Origin of the sequence: Rathayibacter sp. AY1G1, assembly GCF_002932095.1 — a bacterium.
Lineage (GTDB): Bacteria > Actinomycetota > Actinomycetes > Actinomycetales > Microbacteriaceae > Rathayibacter.
The window spans coordinates 15,292-40,403 of sequence record NZ_PSUZ01000007.1 but is presented as its reverse complement, the minus strand read 5'-3'; the positions used below and the strand labels follow the sequence as shown (position 1 = coordinate 40,403).

Here is a 25,112-nt window from a genome sequence, read left to right as displayed (position 1 = left end):
CCCTTTCGTGGAGTACCTCGGGCTGAGGTGGTGGTCCCCTCGGGATCGAGGGGAGGTTCGTGGGGCCCTAGCGGGCGGTGAGTCCCGGGCGGTCCGGGTCGATGCGCGCGGCGCGGGCGGCGTCGGCCCAGGCGTCGGCGGCGGGGATCGTCTCGGCCGAGGAGCGCAGGAGCGCTTCGGCGAGGACGCGGGAGCGGTGCTGGCCGAAGCTCAGTCCGCGGTAGGAGGAGCGCTCGTCGGCCGGGTCCTCGGCGTAGGCGAGGCCGTCGGCGAGCCTCTCGGCGAAGGCCGAGACGGCGGTGCGGGGCGAGGGCCGGGCATCGAGCAGCGGAGTGATCCTCCGGGCGACGTCGTCGGCGGAGTCGGCGGGCAGGTAGACGACGAGGGCGTCGGAGCGGGGGAAGGCCCGCGGGTCCGAGAGCGCCTTGGCCTGGTGGCGGGCTCCGGAGGCGGCGAGCGCCTCCAGGAGCGGGCCCCACAGGGCGAGCGCGTCCTCCGCCGAGTCGGCGACGAGCGAGAGGCGCACGACCCGGTCGGCGGGATCGAGTCCCATCGGGCCGAGGGCGAGGAGGTAGCCGGGAGTGGTGCGGGTGCGCCAGCTCGGCAGCCGGACGCCGGCGACGGCCCCGTCGGCGGAGCGGACGAGATCGACCTCGGGCACGAGGACCCGGACGCGGCCCAGCTCGACGACCCGGCGCTCCTCCCCCTGCACGGTGGCGGAGCCGAGCACCCCGGAGGGAGCGGGCTGCAGGACCGTGCGGTGCGGGATCGCGTCGATCAGCCGGGGGGCGAGGTCCTGGCCGTCGCCTCCGGCGGTCTCGCCGAGCAGCGGGTTCCGGAGGTGCAGGTGGGTGTAGACGGTGGCGGCGAGTCGGGCCCGCAGCTCGATCGGCCCGGTGGCCTCGATCACGGTCCCGTCGACCTCGGCCCGCAGCCGGGCGGCGTCGACGCTGATCACGGCCTCGTCGAGGACGGAGCGGGTGGTGAGGGCGGTCATCGCGGGCTCCTGTCGAATCCGAGGGCGGTGGAGTAGGCGGAGGGGGCGAGCAGGACGCGGCGGCCGATGCCGGCGGCGGCCCGCTCGATCCCGGGGAGGCGGGAGACCATCGAGGCCCGGGCGAGGGTGCGGTCGACGAGGTGCCAGCCCAGGTGGGCGGTGGCGCGGACGGCGAGGGCGTCGTCCGCGCCGGCGGTCTCGGCGGCGTAGGCGAGCCACATCCGCCGGATCCTCGGGACGAGTGCCGCCATCCGCTCCGCGATGCGGGCGTCCGCGGCCGCGGTGTCGAAGGCGAGGGGAGGAGCGGAGGCGCCCTCCCGGGTGGTCACGGTGTCGAGCACCGCGCGGTGGATCCACTCCCCCGCCAGCGTGCCGAGGTCGCGGGCCGGATCCCCGATCCCGAACTCCTCCCAGTCGAGCAGCTGGAGGCGCCCGTCGCGGAGGTGGAACTGGTCGAGGCGGAGGTCGCCGTGGATCGGGGCCGTGCGGTTGCCGCTCTCCCACTCGCGGAGATCCTCCGTGGCCGAGACGAGCTGCTCGTCGTGCTGCAGGTCGCCCCAGAAGGCGAGCTCGGCGAGGGTGAGGTCGACGTAGCGGGTGTGCGGGATGCCGACGCGCAGCATCTCGACGGGAGGGCTGGGGTGCGAGGTCGCGGTGAGGCCCGCCACCGGGCCGGCGTGCAGCCGGGCCAGGAGCCGGCCGGCCTGTTCGGGGAAGTCCGCGGGGACGCGCTCCTCCACGAGCAGGAGGGCCAGGCTGGTGCCGGGGCAGTGCTCGAACACCAGCAGGGAGTCGTCCTCGTCGGCCGCCAGCAGGCGGGGTCCGGCCGGGGCGTGCTCGGGGCTCCGGGCGGCGAAGCCGGCGAAGTCCCTGGAGCGGTGGAAGGCCGCGGGGCCCGCCGTCCGGGGCGAGACGTGCTTGACGAAGACGCGGGCGCCGTCGTCGAGGGTCATCGTCCACGACGCGTTCCGGCCGGCGAAGGCGGGGCGGTCGATCGCGGCGACGCGGTGGCGTCCGCCGCCGAGCAGCCGCTCGGTCGAGGCCGCCGCCCGGAGGGCCGCCGGATCCGCGGGGCGGTGCCCGGGGGTCGCGGGGCGGAGCCCGGGAGTCGCGAGGAGAGTCACGATCGTGTCCTTCGGTCGGTCGAGCGGATCAGAAGAGGTAGGTGACGACGAGGTAGGCGCCGCCCGCTCCCCCGACGAGGAGGGCGGTGTTGACGAGCAGCTTCTTGAGGGGCGAGGGGCGGGTCGAGGCGGTGCGCGAGGTGGTCATGGTGGTGTCCTTCCGAGGGGTGGTGGTGGTGGATATCGGGAGCCGGGCCTAGGAGGCGTCGGCGGCCTTGAGGGAGGCGCGGAGCGAGACGCGGGAGCCGGTGCGGAGCGCGTTGTTGCGGTAGACGCGGACGACCAGGCGGAACAGCAGCGGCACCGTGATCGCGGCGACGACGGCGGCGATCACCATCTCGGGGGTGCCGACCGAGTCGAGGCCGAAGCGCATCGGCATCAGGTAGGAGGAGAACAGGGGGACGAAGGAGAGCGCGTGCACCCAGGCCTCGTCGAGGTTCGCCGGCACCACGTAGAGCGCGATGATCAGCAGCGCCATCTGCACGACGGAGAGCGGCATGGCGGCGGTGCCCAGGTCCTCCTGCCTCGACACGGTCGAGGCGAGCAGGGTGCTGAGGAGCGCGAAGAGCACGTAGCCCTGCAGGAACCAGACGAGGAACCAGACCAGGCTCGGGCCGAGCTCGATCTCGAGGACCGACCACCCGCCGACCACGCTGAACCCGCCGACGACGGCGCCGCCGATCACGAGCAGCTGGGCCAGGGTCACCAGGCCGACGCCGATCATCTTCCCGGCGAGCAGCGGGGCGACGCCGATCTTCGTCAGCAGGATCTCGACGATCCGGGACGACTTCTCCTCGACCACCCCCGAGGCCAGACTCGACGAGGAGTAGACCATCGCGGCGAGCAGGGCGCTGATCATCGCGGTCGCGAACAGGATCCGGGTGTCGAGGACCACGGTCCCCGCCTCCCTCGTCGCGTCGACCAGGAACCAGCCGCCGATCCCGGCGCCGAGGCCGGCGATCGCGGCCAGCGCGAGGGTCGCGGTGAGGATCGTGCGGTTCCCGGTGCGGGTCAGGATCTCGCGGCGGACGATCGTCGCGGCTCCCCGGGCCGGCGTCGGAGGAGCGGAGCTCTCGGCGGTCCGGGCGTGGGCGGCGCGGGGGTGCGTGGTGGTCATCGTCCTGCTCCTTGGATCTCGAGGCGGCGCTCGGCCGCAGGGGTGGAGGCGGCGGTGAGCCGCTCGGACAGCAGCTCGGTCAGCGAGCGCTGCTCGGTGCGGATGCTCCGGAGGCCGCCGTGGCGGGTGAGGGTCGCGAGCACCTGCTCGGGGACGTCCCGGCCGCTGCCCTCGATCGAGACGAGCAGCGACTCCGGCTCACCGGGGACCGGCTCGGCCGACAGTCCCGGTGTGACGCCGAGCTCGGCGACGAGCAGGTCGTCCAGGGGGCGGGAGAACTGCAGCTGCCAGCGGCTGCAGCCGTCGTCCTGCAGCTCGGCCACCGCTCCGCTCGCGGTCACACGGCCGGAGTCGAGCACGCAGACGGTGTCGCAGAGGCGCTCGACCAGGTCGAGCTGGTGGGAGGAGAAGAGCACGCCGACGCCGCGGGCGGACTGCTGCCGGATCAAGCCGGCCATCGTCTCCACGGCGACCGGGTCGAGCCCCGAGAAGGGCTCGTCCAGCACCAGGAGCGACGGATCGCCCACCAGGGACACTGCCAGCTGCACGCGCTGCTGGTTGCCGAGCGAGAGGTCCTGCACCAGCGTGTCGGCCCGCTCGGCCAGGCCCAGCGCGTCGATCACCTCCTCGGCGGTCTCACGGGCTCCCCGGGCGTCGTGCCCCTCGAGCAGAGCGAAGTGGATCACCTGCTCGCGGACCCGCATCTGCGGGTAGAGGCCGCGCTCCTCCGGCATGTAGCCGATCGAGCGGCGGTCCTCGGCGGTGATCGGCGCGCCGTCCCAGGTGATGGTCCCCGTGTCGGGGGTGAGCAGGCCCAGGATCAGCCGCATCGTCGTGGTCTTGCCGGCGCCGTTGCCGCCGATGAAGCCGACGATCTCGCCGCGGCCCACGGACAGGTCCACGTCGTGCAGGACCCGGTGGCCGCCGAATGCACGGCTCACGCCGCTGAGCTGAAGCCCTCGCATGTCATCTCCTCGAAGTCGTTTCTCTTGACTCCTCAGACGCTACGGACGCTCTCGCGACGGGCTCCTGTACTTCGGTACAGCGCCGAGGTGGCCGAAAGTGCAGGTCCCGCATCACCGGACGTGCAGGTCCCGAGGCGGCCGCGCGTGCAGGTCCGGGGGCGGCCCGGGTGCGGGCCGCCTGCGTCCCGAGCACGACGGACGCCCCCGTGCTCGTCCGGTCGGCGACCGGAGCGCACAGGGGCGTCCGTGGAGGAGGAGGGGCGGGGTCAGGCCGTCGCGCAGCTCCCGTCGACCTCGCCGATGACGCCGTCCGTCACCGACACGACCGCGCAGTTCGGGTAGCCCCGCTGCGGCCGGTGCGCGGGGTCGAGCGCGCGGAGGATGCTCCCGAGCACCGCTCCGTGCGTCACGACCAGCACGTCCCCGTGCTCCGCCGCCGGCGCGAACCGCGCGATCGCGGCCTCCACGCGGGCGCGCACGGTGGCACCGCTGTCGGCCCGGCCGGAGGGGTCGTGGCGGTGGATCGCGTCGAGCACCGAGTCGAGCCCGGCGTCGGTCATCCGCGGCCAGTCGGCGGAGGAGGGCACGTAGGAGTAGCCGTGGTCGGCGAACACCGGCTCCCAGAGCGAGGCGTTCGGCTGCCCCTCGAAGGCGCCGAAGTGCCACTCGCGGAGCTCGACCATCGGCTCGGCCTCGAGCGACGGGTGCCCGGCGAGCGCCGCCGCCGCCGTGGTGCGGGTGCGGGTGAGGTCGCTCGTGAACGCCGCGACGAGCGGCACCTCGCGCATCCGCTCGCCGAGGGCCGCCGCCTGGCGCTCGCCGCGCTCGGTCAGGGGCGAGTCGCACCAGCCCTGCAGCTGGCCGGCGACGTTGAAGAGGGTCTCGGCGTGGCGGACGAGGTGGATCGTGCCGCTCACGGGCGCTCGCTCGCGGGCGTCGTCGGGCGGGCGGGGGTGGTGCGGTGCATGCGGTTCTCCGGGGTCAGCGCGCTACTCCGGAGCGGCGCGCGCGATGTGGAGGGCCAGGAAGGCGACCTCCTCGTTGGGCAGGGCGGCCTGGTACTCGGCCGCCACGAAGGAGCGGACCCGCTCGGCGGAGGCGATCGCGCGCGGGTAGCGGGCGCTGAGGCTGGTGAAGAGGAAGTCGTCCTCGCTCTCGAGCAGGCCGCCCGAGAAGAAGCGCTCGGCGAAGTACTGCAGGTGCGCCACGAAGCGGGCGGAGCGGAGGTCGTCGCGGTCGAGCGCGGCTCCACTGGAGTGCTGGATGATCGCGGTCACCGAGCGGATGAGCTGCACGATCCGGAGCGAGTCGATCCCGACCTTGCCGAGCTCCGCGTTGGCGAGGTGGAACGCGACGTTCGCGGCCTCGTCGGCGGGCAGCTCCACGTCCAGGCGCTCGCGCATCCGCTCGACCGCCCGCTCCCCCACCGCGTACTGCACGGGGTAGACCGTCCGCATCTCCCAGGCCAGCCGGTTGGCGACCGAGAGCCCGCGCCGCTGCCGCTCCACCGCGAAGTGCAGGTGGTCGGTGAGCGCGAGGTACACGTGCGGGTCGAGCTTCAGCCCCTGCTCCTCCGCGTCGGCGACGACCGCGCGGGTGAGCTCGACGAACTCCGGCGGGATCTGGGCCAGGAGCTCGACGAGGTTGCGCTGGTCCGAGTCGTCCAGCGCCACGAACACCTGGTCGACGCTCGAGGGCTCGATCGCCTCGCCGGCCTTCGCTCCGAAGCCGATCCCCCTGCCCAGGAGCACGCGCTCGACGCCGCGCTCGTCGACGACGAGGACGACGCTCGAGTTGAGCACCTTCTTGATGGTCTGCATGCGTGTCTCCGTCGACGGCCGCGTCAGGGCTGGGGTGGGGGTGGCGGGGCCTCTGCCCGGAGAGCCGGACGGCGCCTCCGGGCAGAGGAGGATCATCCCAGATCCGCGCCGTTGGAGGCGATGACCTTCTGGTACCAGAAGAACGAGTCCTTCCGGTAGCGCTCGGTGCTGCCGTGGCCGAGGTCGTCCATGTCGACGTAGACGAACCCGTAGCGCTTCGAGATCTGCGAGCTGGAGGCGCTGATCAGGTCGATCGGCGCCCAGCTCACGTAGCCGAGCAGCTCCACGCCCTCGTCCACCGCCTGGATCATCTGCTCGAAGTGCGCGCGGAAGTAGTCGATCCGGTACGGGTCGTGGACCCGGCCGTCCTCGGTCAGCTCGTCGCGCATCCCGAGCCCGTTCTCGACGATGAACAGCGGCTTGCCGTAGCGGTCGTAGAGGTCGATCAGCGAGATCCGCAGCCCGACGGGGTCGATCTGCCAGCCCCACTCGCTCGACTCGAGGAACGGGTTCTTGACGCCGAGGACCGTGTTGCCGGGGGTGCGCTCGGCGTCGGGGCGCACGGACTCCGTTATCGACATGTAGTAGCTGAACGAGATGAAGTCGACGGGGTGCTCGCGCAGCAGCTCGACGTCGCCCGCCTCGAACGGGATCTCGACTCCGCGGCTCTCGAGCGCCCGCAGCGCCAGGCGCGGGTAGGCGCCGCCCGCCTGGACGTCGGTGCAGAGGTAGAGCATCCGCTCCTTCGCCTGCGTCGCCGCGACGTCGTCGGGGTGGCAGGTGTTGGGGTAGGTGGTCAGCATCGTGAGCATGCAGCCCATCCGCGACTCGGGCCACAGCTCCTTCAGCGTCCTCGTGACCGAGGCGGAGGCGACGAACTGGTGGTGCAGAGCCGTGTAGCAGGCCTGCTCCACGCTGCCCTCGACGGTCTCCTCGATGATCCCGCCCGAGGTGAACGGGTGGCGGATGATGCCGTCGATCTCGTTGAAGGTCAGCCACATGTCGACGAGGTGGCCGAAGCGCTCGAAGCAGGTGCGGGCGAAGCGCTCGAACAGCCCGATCGTGCGGCGGTCGACCCAGCCGTTGTGCTTCAGCGCGAGCGCGAGCGGCGGGTCGTAGTGCGAGAGCGTGACCAGCGGCTCGATCCCGAGGCGCCGCATCTCGGTGAAGAGGGCGAGGTAGTAGGCGATGCCCTCCTCGAGCGGCTCCGCCTCCTCCCCCGTCGGGTAGAGGCGGGTCCAGGCGATCGAGACGCGGAGGGTGGTGAAGCCCATCTCGGCGAACAGCGCGAGGTCGCCGGGGTAGCGGTGGTAGAAGTCGATGCCGCGGCGCTTGGGGTAGTACTCGGTGTCGTCGTCGGACATCGCCGCCGTGATGCTCTCCACCGTGTTGCGGTGGTGGATCGCGTACTCCTTCGGGTCCGCCTTCGGCTTGTAGGAGGCGACGTCGCTGACCGCCGGGCCGCGCCCGCCCTCGCGCCACGCGCCCTCGACCTGGTTGGCGGCGAGGGCGCCGCCCCATCGGAATCCGTCAGGAAGCGCCATCGGCGAGCTCCTTCTCTCTCTGCGTCACGGTCATGATCCGGTCGCCGGCGGTGATCCGCTCGGCGGCCTCGACGAGCACGGTGTACTCGGCGGAGTTGGTCACGAGCACCGGGGTCGTGGTGTCGTAGCCGGCCGCGGTGATCGCGGCCAGGTCGGCGATGAGGAGCAGCTGCCCGGCCTCGACCCGGTCGCCGACCGCGACGTGCGCCTCGAACGGCGCGCCGTCCAGCTGCACCGTGTCGATGCCGACGTGGATGAGCACCTCGACGCCGTCCGCGCGGCGCAGCCCCACGGCGTGGCGGGAGGAGAGCAGCGCGATGACCTCGCCGGCGAACGGCGCCCGGACGGCTCCGTCGGTGGGGCGGATCGCCAGCCCCTCGCCGAGCACGCCGGCCGAGAACACGGGGTCCGGAACCTCCGAGAGGGGGATGACGGAGCCGGTGAGCGGCGCCTGCAGCGCGAGCGGGCTCCCGGCGTCGGCCGCCACGTCGCCGAGCGCCTGGACGCTGGCGGAGGCGTCGTCGCGCCAGATGACGAAGGAGACGACGAACGAGACGGCGACCGAGATCAGCAGGCCGATCACGGCGTTGAGCAGGTTCCAGGGGTTCAGCCCGTCGATGAACATCGAGATGCTCGCGACGCCGGGGCTGACCAGGGCGAACGCGGCGACCTGGGTGGCACCGATGTAGGCGCCTCCGACCACGCTGCCCGTGATGACGGAGACGAGGGCGCGCTTGTTCTGCAGCGTGACGCCGTAGAGCGCCGGCTCGGTGATCCCGAAGAGGGCCGAGAGGCCGCCCGAGAAGGCGGTGGCGCGGAGGGTCGCGCTCTTGGTGCGCAGGGCGATCGCGAGGCTGGAGCCGGCCTCCGCCGCGTTGTGGGCGAGCGAGGAGGCGAGGTAGAAGGTGTCCTTCCCCGCGCTGGCCATCGTCGCGATGGTCGGCGGGATGAAGGCCTTGTGCATGCCGACCGAGATGATCAGCGGGAGCACGCCGGCCAGCAGCGCGACGGCCACCCAGCCGAGCGCCCCGTAGAGGCCGATCATCGCGCCGGTGAGCATCGAGCCGAGCCAGTAGCCGAGGGGGCCGAGCAGGAAGATCGTGGCCGGAGCGACGATCACGAGGCACATCAGCGGCACGTAGAACGTGCGGATCGGGCCCCACGAGTGCTTCGTGAAGAAGCGCTCGACGACCGAGAGCAGCAGCACGGCCAGGATCGCCGGGAACACCTGGGCGTTGTAGGCGATGACCGGCACCGGGATGCCGAAGAGCGCGACGCCGCCCTCCTGGTTGAGCAGCGTCGTGAACGCCGGGAAGACCAGGACGCCGACGAGCCCGAGCGCGAGCGGCCGGTTCACGTCGAGCTTCTTCGCGCTCGTGTAGGCGACGAGCAGCGGCAGGAAGCCGAACACCGCGTCCGGGATGGCGGACAGCAGCTTGAAGTTGTCGGAGGCCGGGTCGAGCCAGCCCAGCGCCGAGGCGAGGACGAGGAACGACTTGAAGATGCCGGCGCCCGCGATGGCCGGGATGATCGGCGTGAACACGCTGACCACGAAGTCCATGATCGTCGCGCCGAGGCGCTTGAGGGAGCGCGGCTGCTTCGCCTGCGCCGTCGACGTGGTGGTGCCGCCGCGCAGCTTCTCGACCGCCGCGTACATCTCGCTGACGCCGCTGCCGACGATGACCTGCGTCTGCGGGCCGGTGACGACGCCGATCACGCCGGGCACCGCCTTCAACGCCTCGACGTCGGCCTTCGCGTCGTCCGCCAGCGCGAACCGCAGACGGGTCGAGCAGTGCTGCAGCTTCGCCACGTTGGCGGCGCCGCCGACGTGCTCAAGGATCGCCTTCGCGCTCTCCTGGGTACTCATCGGTACTCCTCCGGGTGTGTGGGGACGCGCGCTTCCCTGCGCTGTGCTGCCCGGCCGTCCGTCGCCGTCCCCGCCCCAACCGGCACCGTCATCGGTGCTCCGGCGGAGCGTCAGGAGGCGTCCGGGCACAAAAAAAGGACCCGACGACGCTCATTACGCGTTTCGTCGGATCCTGCCTGCACGACCAGTCACATGTCCGAGAGCGACGCTAACACGGGGGTGGGTGGGGCGTCAAAGTGCGCTGCAACACGGTCTCGCCGGGCGTCGCCACCGATCGAGTACTCGGTCGAAGAGGAGAAGGTACTGGAGTATTCGATGACATCCTGATCACGTCGAGCTCAGCACTATCAGGAAGAAGTCTCCGCCATGGCACGGATCAGGTCTCTGCACCCCGGCACGCAACGCGTCACTGTCCACCAGACCGAGGTCGACTGCACCTATCAGGCAATCACGGCGGAGGACGGCACTCCGTACATCCACCTCTCGACATTCGGATCGGACAACCGCGCTTCCGGGCCCAAGAGCAGCCAGACCTTCCAGCTCGACGAGCGGACCGCCCGGGAGCTGATCGAGGTCCTGATCTCGACGTTCAAGTTGAACTAGGGCCGCTCCTTCCAGCAGTCGGCGTTGCGCTGCGATTCCAGCATGCGGCGATATCGGCTGCGATGGCGTCCGGGTCCTCGTGCTCCCAGTACCGGAGCACCTGCCAGCCCTCCCCGCGGAGCCGGGCGTCGGTGTCCCGGTCGCGCTCGACATTCGTGGCGAGCTTGGGCGACCAGTACTGCGAATTCTGCTTCGGATGCGTTGCGTGGAGGGGACAGCTATGCCAGAAGCAACCGTCGATGAAGACTGCGATGCGGCGGCGGGTGAAGACGATGTCCGCCCGCCTGCGGAGGCCGCGCACAGGCCCGTAGTCGACCCGATAGCGCAGCCCCAGAGCATGCAGCCGGCGGCGGACAGCCAGCTCAGGCGCGGTGTCTTTTCGCTTATTGCCGCGCATCGTGCGGCGAGCGCTATCGGAGGACGCCCAGGACTCCGGCGCCTTCCCCCTGCTCACCCGCGCACTACCTGCCTGCTGGCGTCCTGATCACGTTCGCCACCGAGCGCGGGAGATTGGTCTGCATCGTCTCGTAGTCGATTCCGAGGAAGGACTTGAAGAGGGACGAGAAGACGACCTCGGCTCCCTCCACGGGGACCGCCATGCCGATCTGACGACGGACGCTGTCGCGGCCTCCGACGAATTCGTACTCGTCCGGGAACGTCTGCAGCCTGGCCCGCTCGCGGTTGGTCAGCGCGCGCGGCTCATCCCAGTGGTAGACGTGCGTCCCCCCTCCACCGGAGCCCGTCACGGTGTACGAGGGCTTGTCTCGCTCCAGCCGCTTGTAGATCTGGCTGATCGTCGCTCCGGTGACATTCAGGCGCAGGTGCTCCGGCAGCTCTGCGGTGAAAGCACTCTGCCCGGGCTTGATGTGCGTGAGCCGCTCGATGACCCAAGGCTTCTGCTTCGCCAGCTCGTTCTGCGTAACGAGCGGCCCGATCGGAGGGTTCTCGAGCCGATTGCCAGCCGAGTTGTCGATGTGCGCGTACGGCTCCGTGGCGGGGATCTGGAACTGCACGTCGAGGTCCTTCCGGATGCCGACAATGAGGATGCGGTGACGGCGCTGCGGGAGCCCGTACTGCTCGAACTTGTAGAGGTGGGGGGTGAGGACGTACCCGCCCTGGTCCCCCGCCCGCTCCAGCTCGCGGAGGATCTGACGGAAGGAGTGGCCGTCGTTGGCCCCCTTCAGATCGCCGACGTTCTCAGCGACGAACCAGGACGGGGAGTGCTCGTTCAGCACGTTCACGCCGTACTTGTACAGCGGCCCGAAGCGCCCCATCATCCCCTTGCGCTCGCCCACCCGGCTGAAGTCGTTGCAGGGGAAGCCGAAGGCGAAGCCGTCGATCGGAGCGAGCGAAGCGGTCTCGAGGACACGGACGTCGGCATGGATCACGGACTCAGCCGTCGCGCCGGGGATGTTCGACCGGTAGGTCGCGCACGTGTCGGCGTCGTAGTCGTTCGCCCACGCGTGCTGGAGCTCAATTCCGAGCTCCTGCGCCGCACGGTGCGCGCCCAGCGCCATGCCGCCCGGCCCGCAGAAGAGCTCACCCATCCTGAATTCCACGTGCTGCCTCTCGTTCCGCCCCGCGTCAGTGTGCATCCGGCCACCGACATCAGCCGATGCGCCCGATCCCACTCCTGAGCACGCCCGATCGGACGCGCGCTCGACGATCTCGTCCAGCGCCCGAGGGGCAGAAGCAGCTTACCTCGTGGACGGCCGAGGAGGCCGACGCAGCACCGCTTCTCCACGGCAGTCGGTCCTCCGGTGAGAGGAAGTGCTCACGGACAGCACTGCCCATGCACAAGGGAGGTCCTCGTGCCACGTAGGCTGTGCTGAGGTTCATCAAGGGGGCGGCTTGGAGCACGAGATCCTGGTTCCCGGCGTGGAGCTTCTCGAGTCGATGCGGTCTGTCGGCTACTCGTTTCAAGCGGCCATCGCCGATCTCGTCGACAACAGCATCAGCGCTGATGCGCGGAGAGTCGAGATCACTGGAGATCCGATCGATTCCTCATTCCTTACCGTTCTCGACGACGGCATAGGAATGAGCCCAGAAGAGGCGCGCACCGCGCTGCAGCTCGCGGGAAGCGCGCGGACGACGACACGCGCCGGCTCCGACCTCGGACGCTTCGGTCTAGGCCTGAAGACCGCATCGCTCTCCCAGGCGAGGCGACTGACGGTTCTCACCCGCAAGAACGGCGAGACGACCGCCCTCCAATGGGACATCGATCACGTGCTCACCACAGGGCAATGGTCACTCAGCATTCTCGGCGAGAACGAGTACGAGGCACTGCCCCGCGCTGATTCCCTGCTTTCTCGGAGCGCCGGCACACTGGTGGTCTGGCAAGAGCTCGACTACATGCTGGGCGCAGCGGCGCGCCCCGACGTCGTGATGGCTGAGCGTCTCCAGGATCTCAGGGGTCACCTCTCGCTCACGTTCCATCGCTTCCTGGATGACGGCACGCGGAATCCGCTCGTCATCACCGTGAATGGCATCGATGTGCCCGCCCTGGACCCCTTCCTCTCGAGAAACCCTCGGACGCAGGAGTCCTATCGGGAGCCTCTGACCATCGAGGGGCAGCGGATTGAGTTCCAGGCGTACACCCTCCCCCACGCCTCCGCGCTCTCGAAGAAGGAGCGCGAGCGCTGGGATCTCGGTGCAGGCATGCGAGAGCGCCAGGGCTTCTACATCTATCGCAACCGCCGGCTGATCTCCTACGGTCACTGGTTCGGGCTGTCCCGGCGCGAGGAGCTGTCGAAGCAATCGCGCGTGATGGTCGACATCCCCAACACCGTCGATCACCTCTGGCAGCTGGACATCAAGAAGTCCCGAGCCGAACCTCCTCAGGCCTTCCGGACCCACTTCCGCCGGGTGATGGACCAGGTCATCGGGAAGAGCAAGCGGGTTCACACCTTCCGAGGTCGACGCGCAACAGGGGACACTGTCGCCAGGATGTGGGAGAAAGTGACCGAGCGCGACGGCTACCGTTACCAGATCAACGCCGACCATCCACTTGTCAGCGCGCTGCAGGAGACGCTGACAGACGAGCAGCGACGACAGCTCGGCCGACTGCTCGCTGACCTCGGACAGACCTTTCCTACCGCGGACCTCTACATCGAGGCGGCGAAGGGCCAGACCAGCTCTGCACCGTCAGTCACCACGACGGAGGTGCTGGAGCAGCTCTCCGCACTTCGACGCTCGGGCGGCTTCGGCAGCTTCTCCCCGGCGCAGGTCGCGTCGGTACTCCGGGCCACCGAGCCATTCGATCGCGTCGAGGAGCTCGACGGACTCATCAAGCAGGTATGGAGCGCAAGCGCATGACGAGCACGGCAATCGAAACACAGAAGAAGATCCTGCTCGACGCTCTCAACATGACGCTGTTGAACGACCGGTCGATTCCGCTGGACGATCTCGAGACGAAGGCGCGCCTGCTCGCCCCGATTCTCGCACCCCAGCTCGGCGCGATAGATGTCGACGATGTGGTTGCTCGGGTGACTGAGGTGGGAAAGGTCGTGATCGATCTCATTCCGATCGTCGTCGACCCGGCGACGTTCAAGGAATGGCTCGCCGAACGAAGAGCCACGACGGACACCAAGCGGTGGAATGCCTACCGACAGCTCCTCGTCAATCGCGAGTGGAGCCCGAATGTCATCCAAAAGCTCGACGAATTGACGGATACTGTCCTCGAAAGCATGGGCGATCCGAAGATCCACGGCGAGTGGGCTCGACGCGGGCTCGTGATTGGAGAGGTGCAGTCAGGCAAGACCGCCAGCTACCTCGGCATTTTGAACAAGGCGATCGACTACGGATACAAGATCATCGTCGTGATCGGCGGGCACACGGAGGAACTCCGACGTCAGACCCAGCAGCGACTCGACAAGGACATGACCGGTGTCGACTCCGTCTACATCGCGGACAACATCGACTCCCGCTACGCGAACATGCGCATCGGCGTCGGGAAGATCGACTCCACGATCCAGAGCAACATCCTCACCACGACGCGCTCCGATTTCAGCGCCGCCAGCAAGAACGCCGGTGTCGTCGCCCTCGAGGGGGATACTCCGACGATCTTCGTCGTCAAGAAGAACGCGAGAGTCCTCGCGAACCTAGCCAACTACCTCGTCGGCCAGGCTCAGAACGGGAAGCTGAACGCTCCGTTGGTCGTGCTGGACGATGAGGCCGACTGGGCCTCCGTGAACACGAAGACGGAGGACGACGCGGCAGCGGTGAACAAGGTGATCCGCCGCCTTCTCGCCACTTCCAGTCGAAGCTCGTACCTGGCCATCACGGCGACTCCATTCGCGAATGTGCTCATCGACGACTCGATCGACGAGGACCTCTTCCCCCGCGACTTCATCCAGGCTCTCGAGAGTCCCTCGAATTACACCGGAGTGGAGTCCTATTTCGGTCGGGAGACCGCCCCGGGAGTGCCGAGGCGCATCCGGACCGACGTGCAGGACTGCCTCGAAGTCCTTCCCTTCAGTCACAAGCGGACGGCACAGCTGGAGGAGTTGCCGACCAGCATGGTCAGGGCAGTGAGCACCTTCCTCGTGGGTACTGCGATTCGGCGGGTACGAGACGGCGAGACTCGTCCTGCGTCGATGATGATCAACGTCTCCCGATTCAACGATGTGCAGGAGAACGTGACCACGCAGGTCAAGCACTTCCTCGACGAGGTCACGCGAGCAGTGCTCGCGGAGTATGCGTTGCCGGAGGACGAGCTGGCAGATGGCAGGTCCTCAGCCTCAGTACTCGAAGACGTCTTCGAGGAGGAGTATCCGGGAACAGCGTCGTGGACTGACCTGCGACCGCACCTCCTCGACATTGCAGCCGAGATCACCGTCGTCCTGGTGAACAGCGGGACGATGGGCCCTCGCAACAAGCGCTTGAGCGAGATGTCACGGGAGGACCGTGAGGCCGAATCACGACTGCCAACGATCTTCGTCGGAGGCGATGTCCTCGCGCGGGGCCTCACGCTCGACGGACTGCAGGTGAGCTACTTCGTCAGGAAGGCAGCAGCCGCGGATACCTTGCTGCAGATGGGGCGGTGGTTCGGCTACCGACCGGGCTACGAGGACCTCGTTCGAGTGTGGATCGACTCTGCCGTCGTGGATCTCTTCAAGTACGTCGCAGATGTCTCGGACGATCTGCGCGGGTCCCTCCGCCTGATGAACTCCCTGAAGATGACGCCGCAGCAGTTCGGATTGAAGATGCGCAGGCACCCCGAGGCATTCCTGATCACAGCCGCGAACAAGCAGAAGAATGCTTTGCAAATCGAAGGCGAGGTGGATATTAATGGAGCTTTCTTCGAATCGTATGTACTGTCTTCAGAGACTGGGGACCTTGACCGGAACTTGAAAGCAGGAGTTGCTCTGGTGGAGACCTTGAAGACCCTGGAGGGCCCGGCCGCGAATCGCGGGTCACTCCTGTGGGAAAGCGTGCCCGCAGAAGTTGTCGCGCGCTTCTTCGCGCAATTTAGAGGTCATGACACCGAGACATTCTTCGGTCGCACAACCAAGAGCGACAAGGCACAACTGGCCGCGCACCTCGCTGATGCGGTGAACGCGGAGAGCTGGGATGTCGGATTCGTCACGGGCTCCGGGGATCAGTCGAGCGCGCTCGGACTTCCGGGTGATCCGAAGACCAGCCTCCGGACCGGAGTGGAGGCGAGCTCGGGGAAGTCACTGCGTTTTGGAAATCGACGCGTTGCAGCAGGATCCGACATCAAGAATGCGATGAATCAGGACGTCATCCGCGAGCTCGAGGCCGGTCTCAGTGCTGGCGAGCGACTCTCGGAGCCCACCATCATCCGCCATGCGTTGGAGCGTCCCCTGCTTCTCGTATACAGCGTGATCACTCAGACATTCACCGACGCGAGAGCCGAAGAGGTGCATGGCGCCGTGGTGAAAGACGACAAGCGGCCGAAGATACGAGCGGATGAACCGCTGGTCGCCGTCGTGGTGGCATTCCCGGTCTCCTCCGACGATGAAGAGCGGGCGGGAAGCAAGAAGGGCCGGGTGTCCCGATTCGTAGCGAACACGGTGTACGCGCGCATGAATCTCAATATGCGGTCGGCAGACGAGGAATCAGATGAGGGAGCCGCGTGAAGCTTGAAGAGGCCTTCGCCACCGTCCTTCGCGGGGAGGACGGCCAGGTCGTCCGGCTTCGTCATCTGTGGCTTCGCGTCTTCGTCCAGAACAGTCAGCGGCATCCGGCTCTCGTGCTTGAGCTTCCGTCGACGCTCGATTACTTCATCGACGGGGGGCGTGGCTTCTCAGTCCAGGTCTCGCAGACCCCTCAGACAGGACTCACATATTTGCGGATCACCTCCCTCGAGCCGGAACTCGATCCGGCCTTCCTCGTGCTCTGCCGGTACCTCCTCGAAGAGAGCCAGCGGGTCGACGGCGCGGAGGCGAGCGTGGAGGCGTTCGCACGCAGTCTCGAGGCGTTCCGGGACTTCCTCGCGAAGCCGCGCGGTCGACTTGGTGAGGACGCACTGCGAGGGCTGATGGCCGAGCTGACGATCCTCGAGATGATCCTCACCGCGGTGAAGACGCCGTCCACTGCCCTCCGGGACTGGAGCGGCCCCTTCGGCAACAGCAAGGACTTCATCTTCCCCTCGGGGCACTGCGTCGAGGTGAAGTCAGCCCACCGGCCGTCCATGGAGGTGACGATCTCGAGCCTGCAGCAGCTGGAACCTGCCAACGCGACGCTGCAGCTGGCAGTCCTGCCCATGGAGAGATCCGACGCATCGGACCAGGAGGCTCGCAACCTGCTCCAGCTCTTCGATGCCCTGGCGGCCGAGGCCGATCACGACCCGGGCTCCAGGAAGCTCTGGATCGATGCCGTCCACGCTCTCGGCTTCGACCGGGAGGACAGCTACTACGCCGACTGGTGGTTCCGGATCGGGGACATCCTGGCTTTCGATGTCGTGGACGAGTTCCCGCGCGTGCGCGCCGTCTCGGTTCCGGCCGCGGTGACGAGCGTCACCTACCGTTTGAACATCGCGTCGCTCGCCGACTACGCGAGCAGTCTTCGACTGCACTGAGCACGAACCGGAGCACAATCAATGACCTTCGAGGAAGCGCTTCGTGAGCGCATCGCCATCAGAGCGGAAGGCTCCTCCTCCTTCGCCGTCCAGGCTTTCGGCGAGGAGCTGGTGGCCCGTCTCCAGGAGGCGGAAGTCGTCTTCGATGCGACAGTCGAGCCTCTTCGCTGCTCCGGGCGGCGATCGAAGAAGCTGGAGATCCTCGGATACGCCGAGGACACCGCAGACGACTCGCTCGTCGTCATCGTCGGTGCTTACTACGACTCTCCAGGCTCGATCCTCACGAAGACGGAGGCACGCAAGATCTTCGGCGCCGGCGAGGCGTATCTCGAGCATTCGGTGGACGGCTGGCTCTCCGAGAACCTCGAGCCCAGCTCCCGCGAAGCGGAGTACGCGATCTACTTCCGCGAGAATCTGGCGAAGTTCAACCGTCTGAAGTTCATCCTCGTCACCGATGCCACGCTCAGCTCCCGGGTCACCACCATCGAGGATGAAGTCGTCGCCGGCAAGCCCGCGTCGTACTCCATCTGGGACCTCCGGCGATTCGAGGAGCTGGCTGCCTCCGAGAGTGGCCGCGATGACATCCGGGTCGACCTCACGGAGTGGATGCCGGAAGGCCTCCCCTGCCTCATCGGCGCGGAGAACGGCGCCGCCGCGACGAGCTATCTCGCGGTTCTTCCTGGGCGGCTCCTGGCTGATGCCTTCCAGCGCTACGGTAGCCAGCTGCTCGAGTCGAACGTCAGGACCTTCCTCAGCGCACGCGGGAAGGTCAACAAGGGAATCCAGTCGACTCTCGCTGAGGAGCCCGACATGTTCCTTGCCTACAACAACGGCCTCACGACGACCGCCACGGGGGTGACGGTCGAGCAGCGGGACGGCGCCAGCTTCATCACCTCGATCGACAACTGGCAGATCGTCAACGGAGGACAGACGACGTCGTCTCTCGCGCACTTCGTCCGGCTGGCGAAGGACCGCTCCCTGGAGGGCGTCTTCGTCCAGATGAAGCTGGTGACGGTGGCTCCGGCTCAGGCGGCGGATCTGGTCGCCAAGGTGTCCCGCTACGCGAACAGCCAGAACAAGGTGAGTGAAGCCGACTTCTTCTCGAACAGCCCCTTCCATGTGCGACTCGAGCAGATCAGCCTGCGCGTCAAGGCGCCCGCCCGGGACGGGGTGCAGTTCGGCACCGGCTGGTTCTACGAGAGGACCCGCGGTCAGTACGAGAACACGAGGAACGCGCGGACGCCTGCAGAGCAGCGGCGCTTCGAACTCGAGTTCCCGAAGAGCCAGGTCATCACGAAGACGGACTGGGCGAAGTTCGCCTTCTCCTGGGAGCAGAAGCCTCACGAGGTCAGCCGGGGTGCGCAGAGCAACTTCATGGCGTATGCGGTGGCGACCGACCGCCTGTGGGAGCAGTCGGCCGATGCAGTGAACGACGACTACTACCGGCAGAGCATCGCCAAGGTCATCATGTACAACCGACTGAGGGCGGCCGTCATGAAGGCGGACTGGTACGAGGGCGGATATCTCGCCAACATCGTCGCCTACGCGATGTCCAAGTTCGCCTTCGAGCTGGGCCGTAAGATGCCCGACCACCGATTCGACTTCGACCGAGTGTGGCGTCAGCAGGCGCTTGGTCCGATCACCGAGGAGGCGTTGCTGGGGATCTCTCGAGCCATGCATGCAGTGCTCACCGATCCGGACCGGCCTCAGAAGAACGTGACTCAGTGGGCGAAGCAGAAGGCCTGCTGGGACTCCGCGCAGAAGAAGCGGGTGGTTCTGCCTCCTGCGCTGGTCGATGAGCTCACGCTGACCAGCGCTGCGCACGCGGCACCGGGAGCACCCAGCGCGACCACACCGGAAGGTGGTTCGGTGGTGGAGTCGGTTGCTCGGGTTCTGCGCGTCGATCCCGCGGTCTGGGCGGCTGTGCTCGGTGAAGGAGTCGTGCGAGGCATCGTCAGCCCCATCGAGCGCGCTCTGATCGAGCGCCTCGCCGTCCCCGGTACCGTGCCCAGCGAGAGGCAGGCGGCCCGAGCGCTCGCTGCGCTGGACCGCAGCGCCGAGCACGATCTCGTCGCTGCCGACGCCTACTGACGCCGACCTCGCGCCGGCTGCTTCAGTCGGCGGCTCGATCGCGAAGGAGTGCGGCCAGATCGGCCTCGCCGCGCTCTTCCAACCGGAACAGGACGTCTGAGGCAGATGCGCTCCGATCGAGGCCGACGGCGATGGCCAGAGCGCGATCATCCTCAGCCGAGACACCGGTCAGCGCCGTGACGTCCCCCGAGTCCTCCACTGCCGTCACGGTCACCCGATCTTCAGCGAAGTCCAGCCGGACGACGTCCCCGCCGGCGCTGTCGATCGTGGCGAGAGCGGCTCGGATGGTCCCCATCTGCGGCTGAGTCCCCTCCCACGTGACAGTGACGCCCCAGTCATCGCCGTGCCAGCGCTTCCGCTCGCCGGGCGCGAGCCCGAGCGCGAGCGCCACGCCTGAGGACAGCACCGTGCCGCTCCCGCGGAGGTGCTCGGCCGTCACCTCGAGCCGGAAGGCGACCCTCTCGTCGTCGAGGAAGTAGAGGTTCTTCGTCAGGCCAGGCCGCTTGCGGACGGCGGCACGCCGCTCCGCGAAGCGGACCACTCCGGCGCGGGTGACGAAGGGCCAGCCCGCCGCGTAGCCACGCACGCTGCTCGCGGCCACCGACAGCCGCTCCGGGAGGTCCTCGAGGAGTGCGTCGAGTGCGACGGCGCCGTCGCTCCGCTCCACCTCCGCTGCGATCGCGTCCTTGATGCTCGTGTAGACCTCACCGCCCCATTCCACGAGCCCCCAGTCGCCGCGGCCGACGCGGATGAGCCGATCGTCGTTCGCGAGCGCGTTACGGATCGACCGAGGCTCCCGCTCCCCCTCGAAGGCGGCCTCGATCCACTCGATCGACCGCGGTGCTCCCTCGACGCTCAGGAGCGCCACCGTCAGATCTCCGATGGACGCCCGGCGCGTCCTCGCCCACACGTCGCCGATCCTCACGTGACCGAGCGCGGTCATCCACTCGACGACGCGCTTCTCGGAGAGCGCCGTCCACTCCGCGAAGGACGCGAGCACGTCCGAGTGGGAAGCACCGCCGTGCTGGTCGGCGAGGTCGGCGAAGCGGACCTCCGTCTCCGACCGGGCGCCACCGAGGGAGGGGACGGCGAACCAGTCGCCGTCTCCCTCGAATCCGTCGTCGACCGCGTCGAGAACGGCCAGCGCTGTCGTCCCGTCGTCGTCGACGGGATCGAGGAGTCCCGGGACGGAGGCGAGGAGTTCGACGTGCGAGAGGACGCCGATCCGCGACCTCACTGCCGCGGCTCGGAAGGCCAGGCCCTCGTCCCGCTCCAGCCAACTCGACGTCGCTTCCCGCACTCGGACCTCGATCTGACGGACGCGCTCCCGCGTCACCCCGAGGCGCTCGCCCAATTGGTCCAGGGTCACCCGGCGACCGCCCACATGGCGCCCGAGGAAGATCATCCGCTGACGGTCGTCGAGGGCGGCGAGGTGGACGCCGAGCTGCTCGGGCAGGGAGGCGAAGCCCGAGCCGTCGCCGACCCACTCGTCCGAGGTCAGCGCGTCGAGCAGAGCCCATGCCTCGACGACGGCCGCGGGAGCAGCCCCGAGGTCTCGCGATGCGGAGAGCAGTGGGGCCTCTCCCTGTCCGAGAGCCTGTCGCCATGACGCTGCGACCTGCACCGCGTCCAGGAGCTTCGTCCTCGGGGTGGCCTCCGCCGCCTGACGCGAACGCCGTGTGAGCGCGGCGGAGACGGCGGGAGGAGCCGGCGACGTGCTGTTGGAGCGGATCGCCTCGTCGACGGCCCAGCCGAGCAGCTCGGTCGCGCTGCGCGCCCCCATGCCTCGGAGCACCATCACGCCTCGCACTCTCATGGGGGCGAGAGCCTCGAAATCGGTGATGTCCTCTCGGATCAAGACGTTGCGGAGGCGGACGCTCTCCACTTGGCCTGGAACGTCGCGGGCGCTCACGGCCGGGAAGAGCTCGCGAAGGGTCGACGAGGTGCGGTACTCGAGGATGTGCTCGACGATCGCGGAACGGGCGCTCGGGTCGTCCAGATCCCGGCCGGTCAGGGCTGCTCGGAGCTCCGCCCTGTCGGCGGTGGCATGCCCTTCCAGCCAGGGGAACGCGCCGCTCCAGGCGCTCGGCAGATCCGATTCGAAGGCGAAGTCCTCGTATGCGCTCGCGGCCATCGGGGCCCCCTCTCAGCTCCGCCATTCTGGTCTGCGCAACAGACATCTGTCGCCCGCACCACGTCCAGGCTTGACCGAGGGGCAGTCGAAGTGCTCAGTGCGTCGCGACGAAGACCAGGCCCGACGCGAGCAAGAACACGAGGACGGCAGCCACCGTGCCGATCGCGGGGATCCACCAGATCCGACGCGACGTGTTCGGTCGGACGAGTGCGACGACCGTCACGAGGAAGGTCAGGGCGACGACTCCGGGGACGAGCACGGTCGTCGTGCTCAGGAGCCCGTAGTCGAATTCGCCCGGAGCTCCCCCCGCACCGATCTATCGCCAGCTGCTCGACCAGCACGAAGAAGGACAGGACGACGCCGAGGACCAGCAGGAGGACGACCAGCAGGATCGCGGTCAGGCGGTCCGCGCGGGCGGAGAGGCGACGGCGGAGCGGCGGGGGAGGTGACAACCGATCGAACGGGTCCCCTTCGCCCCAGTCCGAATCCGAATCGAAGGCCATGGAGCTGCTCGAGATAGTGGAGCAAAGCGGATGAGCATCTCCGATCGCATGGCATCAGTGCGGGTCAGCACGTGGCCAGCACCGCTTCCGCCGCCTCCCGGTCCTGCGCCCCGACCGCCAGCCCGTACTCGCTGAGCACGGCCACGAACTGCTCCACGTACCCGCAGCGCAGCTCCGGGGCCGGTGGCAGCCACTCCCCCGGGCCGGCGTCGCTCTTCGCGCGGTTGGTCTGCTCGGAGGCGGCGACGAGGTTCGCGGGGTCGTTCGCGAAGGCGAGGCGCTGGTCGTCCGTCCACGACCAGGCGCCGTGGTGCCAGGCCCAGCCGAGGGCGACGACGTGGTCGATCTGCACGAGGCGGGAGGTGTCGGTCCCGGAGACGAAGGCGACCGAGGTGCCGTCGTAGGGGTCGATCAGGGTGCCGGTAAGGACCTTGCAGTCGCGGGTGCCGGGCTTGAACACGGGGGCGAGCAGGTCACGGCCGAGGACGTCGTTGCGAGTGTCGCAGCCGTTGCGGTCGACGTCCGACCACGCCTGCCCGAAGAGGTCGCGGTCGTAGGGGACGGCGGCGGGGCCTTCGACCGCGGGGAGAGCGGCCAGCGTCGCGAGGAACGGAGCGGACGGCTCCGTTTGTGGAGCGGACGGCTCCGTTTCCGGAGCGGACGGCTCGACGGCCGCCGGCGGACTGCTCGGCGCGGGAGCAGCGGGACTGCTCGACGCCGCAGAAGCACTGGCCGAGGAGGACACCGCCTCCGGTCCGCCTCCTCCCGCCGTGTCCGACAGCGCGACGGCTGCGACGGCGAGCGCCGCGGCCCCCAGCAGAGCGAGGATCGCACCGGCCCGTCGACGAGGGCGCCGGCGCACGGGGGACGCGAACCAGTGGCGCATGATCGACCCTCCTGCGATGAGACCCGCGATGCGGTCGACGCGACGCGCCTCCTCAGTATGCGGAGTGACCCGCTCCGGGCTCGACGGTCGGGCGGAGGGTCGGGAACAGGGGTGGCGGCCGCGCGGAGCGACGGCGTCGACGGCCGGGATCGAGCGTCGCGGAGGCCACCTCGTCGCGCCCGCGCCGTCGACCCGCGCCTGCTTGACTGCTCCCATGGAGATCTTCATCGGAGTGGTCGGCCTGCTCGGCGGGCTGGTCATCGCCGGGCTCGCGGTTGTCGCGGTGGTCATCGGACGGCGGCGGGCGGTGCCGGCGTCGCTGGTCGACGTCGAGGTGCGGCTGACGCACGCCGGGGACGACTGGTGGCGGGTGGGCGCGCGGGTGCGCAACTCCGGCCGCTCGCTCGTGCCGGTGACGAGCTACAGCGACGGGCGGCCGATCTCGGTCGATCTCGGCGGGGCCGTGTCGGCGGAGTGGTACGGGTCGGCTCCCCGGTCGGACGCGTGGCGGATCGATCCGGCGGTCGGGCTCCTCCTCGGACCCGTCGCGCTGGAGCGCGGGGCCGACCTGGGGGCGACGATCGTCGTGCGCGGGCGGCCGCAGGTGCGGATCGACGCGCCGCTGCGCTACGTGCCGGTGCGCGAGAACGTGATCGAGTCGCAGACGCCGGACGCCGCTCCGGTCTGGGGCGTGTCCGAGGCCGCGGCCGCTCCGGCAGCAGCGCCGGCGTCGGCTCCCCCCGCGCCGATCCGTCCGCGTCAGCAGCGTCCGATGGACGCCGACCCGTCGCGTCCCGAGCGTGAGAGCGTCCTCCGCGGCGGCTTCGGGGTGTGGGCGGCCATGATCGCGGGGGGCGCCGGAGCCGTCGGCGTCGCGATCGGGATCGCCCTCGAGCTGGCCGGCGTCGAGGCGTCGGGGCTGGGCGGCGCGGGCATCATCCTGATCGCGGCCGGCTTCCTCGGCCTCGTCGGCACCCTCGTGATCCGGCTGCTGCGCCGCTGGCTCGAGCCGCCGGCCCTCTGGCGGACGCCTGCGCAGCGCCTCCGCCGTCCCGGGACGATCACCGTCCTCATCCTGAGCTACGCGGGGCTGGCGCTGTTCTGCACCGAGTTCGCGGCGCAGTCGGTGACGGGCGACACGACCTGGGTGGCCGGTGTCGCCGTGCTGACGCTGATCGCCGCATTGATCGGCATGGGACTCGTCGGGTTCCTCCGCCTGGTCGTCCTGCTCGGCGTGCGCCGCGCCTCCCGGGAGACCCCGTGACCCGTGAGGTCGTCGTCGTCGGAGCCGGCCTGGTCGGAGCAGCGACAGCCCGCGCCCTCACCGAGCGCGGCGATCGCGTGGTGCTCGTCGAGCAGTTCGAGCGGGGCCACGACCGCGGCTCGTCCCACGGCGAGACGCGCATCTTCCGCCGCGGCTAGCTCGAGGACGACTACCGCGCCCTCACCGGACGGGCCGGGCGCGCCTGGGCACGGCTGGAGGCCGAGACCGGCCGCCGCCTGCTGCATCCGGTCGGCGCGATCGACCACGGCGACTCCGCCGTCCTGGCCGCCGTCGAGGCTGTCCTCCTGCGCGACGGGATCCCCGTGGTGCGGATCGGGGCGGACGAGGCGCAGCGGCGCTGGCCGGGACTCCGCTTCGAGACAGACGTCCTGCTGCACCCCGAGGGCGGACGCCTCGACGCGGCGGCCGCGATCGACGCGATGCTCGACTCCGCCCTCGGACGCGGCGCCGTCCTCCGGACGCGGACGCGCGTGCTGGGCATCCAGGAGCGCGCCGACGACGTGCGCGTGCTGACCACCGACGGCGCTCTCGACGCCGACGCGGTCGTCGTGGCCGGCGGATCCTGGACGCCGCCGCTCGTGAACGGCCTCGTCCGCGCGGCCGGCCGACGCCTCCCTCCGCTGCGCGTCACACAGGAGCAGCCCGCGCACTTCGCGACCGACCTGCCCCTCGACTCCCGGCCGAGCTTCGCCCACCACCACCCCGGCCTGCCGGTCGTCTATGGGCTCGCGACGCCCGGAGTCGGGGTGAAGGTGGGCGAGCACAGCACCGGTGTCGTCGTCGATCCGGACGAGCGCACCTTCGAGCCCGAGCCCCGAGCGCTCGCCCGCCTCGTCGGCTACGTCGCGGAGTGGATCCCGGGCGCGGACGCGGCGAGCGCCGCTCCGATCAGCTGCCTCTACGACAGCACGCCCGACGAGGACTTCGTGCTCGACCGCGTGGGCCGCGTGACTCTGGCGACCGGGTTCTCGGGGCACGGCTTCACGTTCGGTCCGGTCCTGGGCGAGCTGCTCGCGGACCTCGTCGCCGGCGGAGCGGCGCGGGAGCGGTTCCAGCTGCTGCCGGCGTGAAGGGCGGGTGCATCCGGAGGAGCGGCTTCCGACCGGGGAGCAGCGGGTGCTCCCGGGAGGCGGA

19 protein-coding genes and 1 pseudogene are annotated in these 25,112 nt (G+C 69.3%); 7 read left to right on the top strand and 13 right to left on the bottom strand.

Annotated features, from left to right (window positions below; genetic code table 11):
- Positions 1-67: 67 nt before the first annotated feature.
- The 8 genes from C5C36_RS05385 to C5C36_RS05350 form a co-directional block, all read right to left on the bottom strand.
- Complete coding sequence (locus tag C5C36_RS05385; protein WP_104225969.1) at positions 68-997, bottom strand: T3SS effector HopA1 family protein; 930 nt, start codon at positions 995-997, stop codon at positions 68-70.
- Entirely contained in the window at positions 994-2,121 is a 1,128-nt protein-coding gene (gene lxmK / locus C5C36_RS05380) for a class V lanthionine synthetase subunit LxmK (protein ID WP_258072205.1), read from the bottom strand. The genes C5C36_RS05385 and lxmK overlap by 4 nt, the downstream gene beginning before the upstream one ends.
- Positions 2,122-2,317: 196 nt before the next feature.
- A complete protein-coding gene (locus tag C5C36_RS05375) occupies positions 2,318-3,238 on the bottom strand; it encodes an ABC transporter permease (RefSeq protein WP_104225127.1) in 921 nt (306 codons plus the stop codon).
- Positions 3,235-4,179 (bottom strand): ABC transporter ATP-binding protein, encoded by a 945-nt coding sequence (locus C5C36_RS05370; protein WP_258072204.1) that lies wholly within the window; start codon positions 4,177-4,179, stop codon positions 3,235-3,237. Before C5C36_RS05370 ends, C5C36_RS05375 begins: the two co-directional genes overlap by 4 nt.
- Positions 4,180-4,469: 290 nt before the next feature.
- On the bottom strand, positions 4,470-5,120 hold the full coding sequence (locus C5C36_RS05365) for a histidine phosphatase family protein (protein WP_104246978.1): 651 nt from the start codon (positions 5,118-5,120) through the stop codon (positions 4,470-4,472).
- Between the two features lie 72 nt (positions 5,121-5,192).
- Positions 5,193-6,023 carry a PRD domain-containing protein gene (locus C5C36_RS05360; RefSeq protein WP_104225973.1) on the bottom strand — a complete coding sequence of 277 codons (831 nt, stop codon included), beginning with the start codon at positions 6,021-6,023 and terminating at the stop codon, positions 5,193-5,195.
- 92 nt (positions 6,024-6,115) lie between these two features.
- On the bottom strand, positions 6,116-7,567 hold the full coding sequence (locus C5C36_RS05355; RefSeq protein WP_104309387.1) for a glycoside hydrolase family 1 protein: 1,452 nt from the start codon (positions 7,565-7,567) through the stop codon (positions 6,116-6,118).
- Positions 7,554-9,434: a beta-glucoside-specific PTS transporter subunit IIABC gene (locus tag C5C36_RS05350; RefSeq protein WP_104309386.1), complete on the bottom strand. Its 1,881-nt coding sequence runs from the start codon at positions 9,432-9,434 to the stop codon at positions 7,554-7,556. The genes C5C36_RS05355 and C5C36_RS05350 overlap by 14 nt, the downstream gene beginning before the upstream one ends.
- A 366-nt stretch (positions 9,435-9,800) precedes the next feature.
- Here C5C36_RS05350 and C5C36_RS05345 point away from each other — a divergent pair, with 366 nt between their 5' ends.
- A complete protein-coding gene (locus C5C36_RS05345) occupies positions 9,801-10,037 on the top strand; it encodes a hypothetical protein (RefSeq protein WP_104266685.1) in 237 nt (78 codons plus the stop codon).
- Here C5C36_RS05345 and C5C36_RS05340 read toward each other — a convergent pair.
- Together C5C36_RS05340 and C5C36_RS05335 are read right to left on the bottom strand one after the other, a co-directional pair.
- Complete coding sequence (locus C5C36_RS05340) at positions 10,024-10,491, bottom strand: very short patch repair endonuclease (RefSeq protein ID WP_258072203.1); 468 nt, start codon at positions 10,489-10,491, stop codon at positions 10,024-10,026. The genes C5C36_RS05345 and C5C36_RS05340 overlap by 14 nt on opposite strands.
- 7 nt (positions 10,492-10,498) lie before the next feature.
- Complete coding sequence (locus C5C36_RS05335; protein ID WP_258072202.1) at positions 10,499-11,584, bottom strand: DNA cytosine methyltransferase; 1,086 nt, start codon at positions 11,582-11,584, stop codon at positions 10,499-10,501.
- A gap of 304 nt (positions 11,585-11,888) precedes the next feature.
- Between C5C36_RS05335 and C5C36_RS05330 the strand changes: the two genes are divergently transcribed.
- From C5C36_RS05330 to C5C36_RS05315, 4 genes are read left to right on the top strand one after another with little or no spacing between them, the layout of a single operon-like run.
- Positions 11,889-13,352: an ATP-binding protein gene (locus tag C5C36_RS05330; protein ID WP_104309385.1), complete on the top strand. Its 1,464-nt coding sequence runs from the start codon at positions 11,889-11,891 to the stop codon at positions 13,350-13,352.
- A complete protein-coding gene (locus C5C36_RS05325) occupies positions 13,334-16,138 on the top strand; it encodes a Z1 domain-containing protein (RefSeq protein WP_104309384.1) in 2,805 nt (934 codons plus the stop codon). Before C5C36_RS05330 ends, C5C36_RS05325 begins: the two co-directional genes overlap by 19 nt.
- Positions 16,135-17,079 (top strand): PD-(D/E)XK motif protein, encoded by a 945-nt coding sequence (locus C5C36_RS05320; protein ID WP_104309383.1) that lies wholly within the window; start codon positions 16,135-16,137, stop codon positions 17,077-17,079. Before C5C36_RS05325 ends, C5C36_RS05320 begins: the two co-directional genes overlap by 4 nt.
- A gap of 21 nt (positions 17,080-17,100) precedes the next feature.
- Positions 17,101-19,170: an AIPR family protein gene (locus C5C36_RS05315; protein WP_104309382.1), complete on the top strand. Its 2,070-nt coding sequence runs from the start codon at positions 17,101-17,103 to the stop codon at positions 19,168-19,170.
- 22 nt (positions 19,171-19,192) lie between these two features.
- Here the strand turns inward: C5C36_RS05315 and C5C36_RS05310 are convergent, their stop codons facing one another.
- From C5C36_RS05310 to C5C36_RS05305, 3 genes are all read right to left on the bottom strand, one after another.
- The gene (locus C5C36_RS05310; RefSeq protein ID WP_104309381.1) at positions 19,193-21,304 is read right to left on the bottom strand and encodes a sigma factor-like helix-turn-helix DNA-binding protein; all 2,112 of its coding nucleotides are present in this window, start codon (positions 21,302-21,304) and stop codon (positions 19,193-19,195) included.
- Positions 21,305-21,398: 94 nt separating this feature from the next.
- Positions 21,399-21,563: a hypothetical protein gene (locus C5C36_RS17515; RefSeq protein ID WP_181127696.1), complete on the bottom strand. Its 165-nt coding sequence runs from the start codon at positions 21,561-21,563 to the stop codon at positions 21,399-21,401.
- Positions 21,564-21,871: 308 nt separating this feature from the next.
- Entirely contained in the window at positions 21,872-22,693 is an 822-nt protein-coding gene (locus C5C36_RS05305; protein WP_181133776.1) for an HNH endonuclease family protein, read from the bottom strand.
- Positions 22,694-22,907: 214 nt separating this feature from the next.
- Here C5C36_RS05305 and C5C36_RS05300 point away from each other — a divergent pair, with 214 nt between their 5' ends.
- Positions 22,908-23,957 carry a hypothetical protein gene (locus C5C36_RS05300; protein WP_146085309.1) on the top strand — a complete coding sequence of 350 codons (1,050 nt, stop codon included), beginning with the start codon at positions 22,908-22,910 and terminating at the stop codon, positions 23,955-23,957.
- Positions 23,954-25,048: pseudogene (locus C5C36_RS05295) on the top strand (FAD-dependent oxidoreductase). The gene C5C36_RS05300 and the pseudogene C5C36_RS05295 overlap by 4 nt, the downstream one beginning before the upstream one ends.
- Positions 25,049-25,112: the final 64 nt, after the last annotated feature.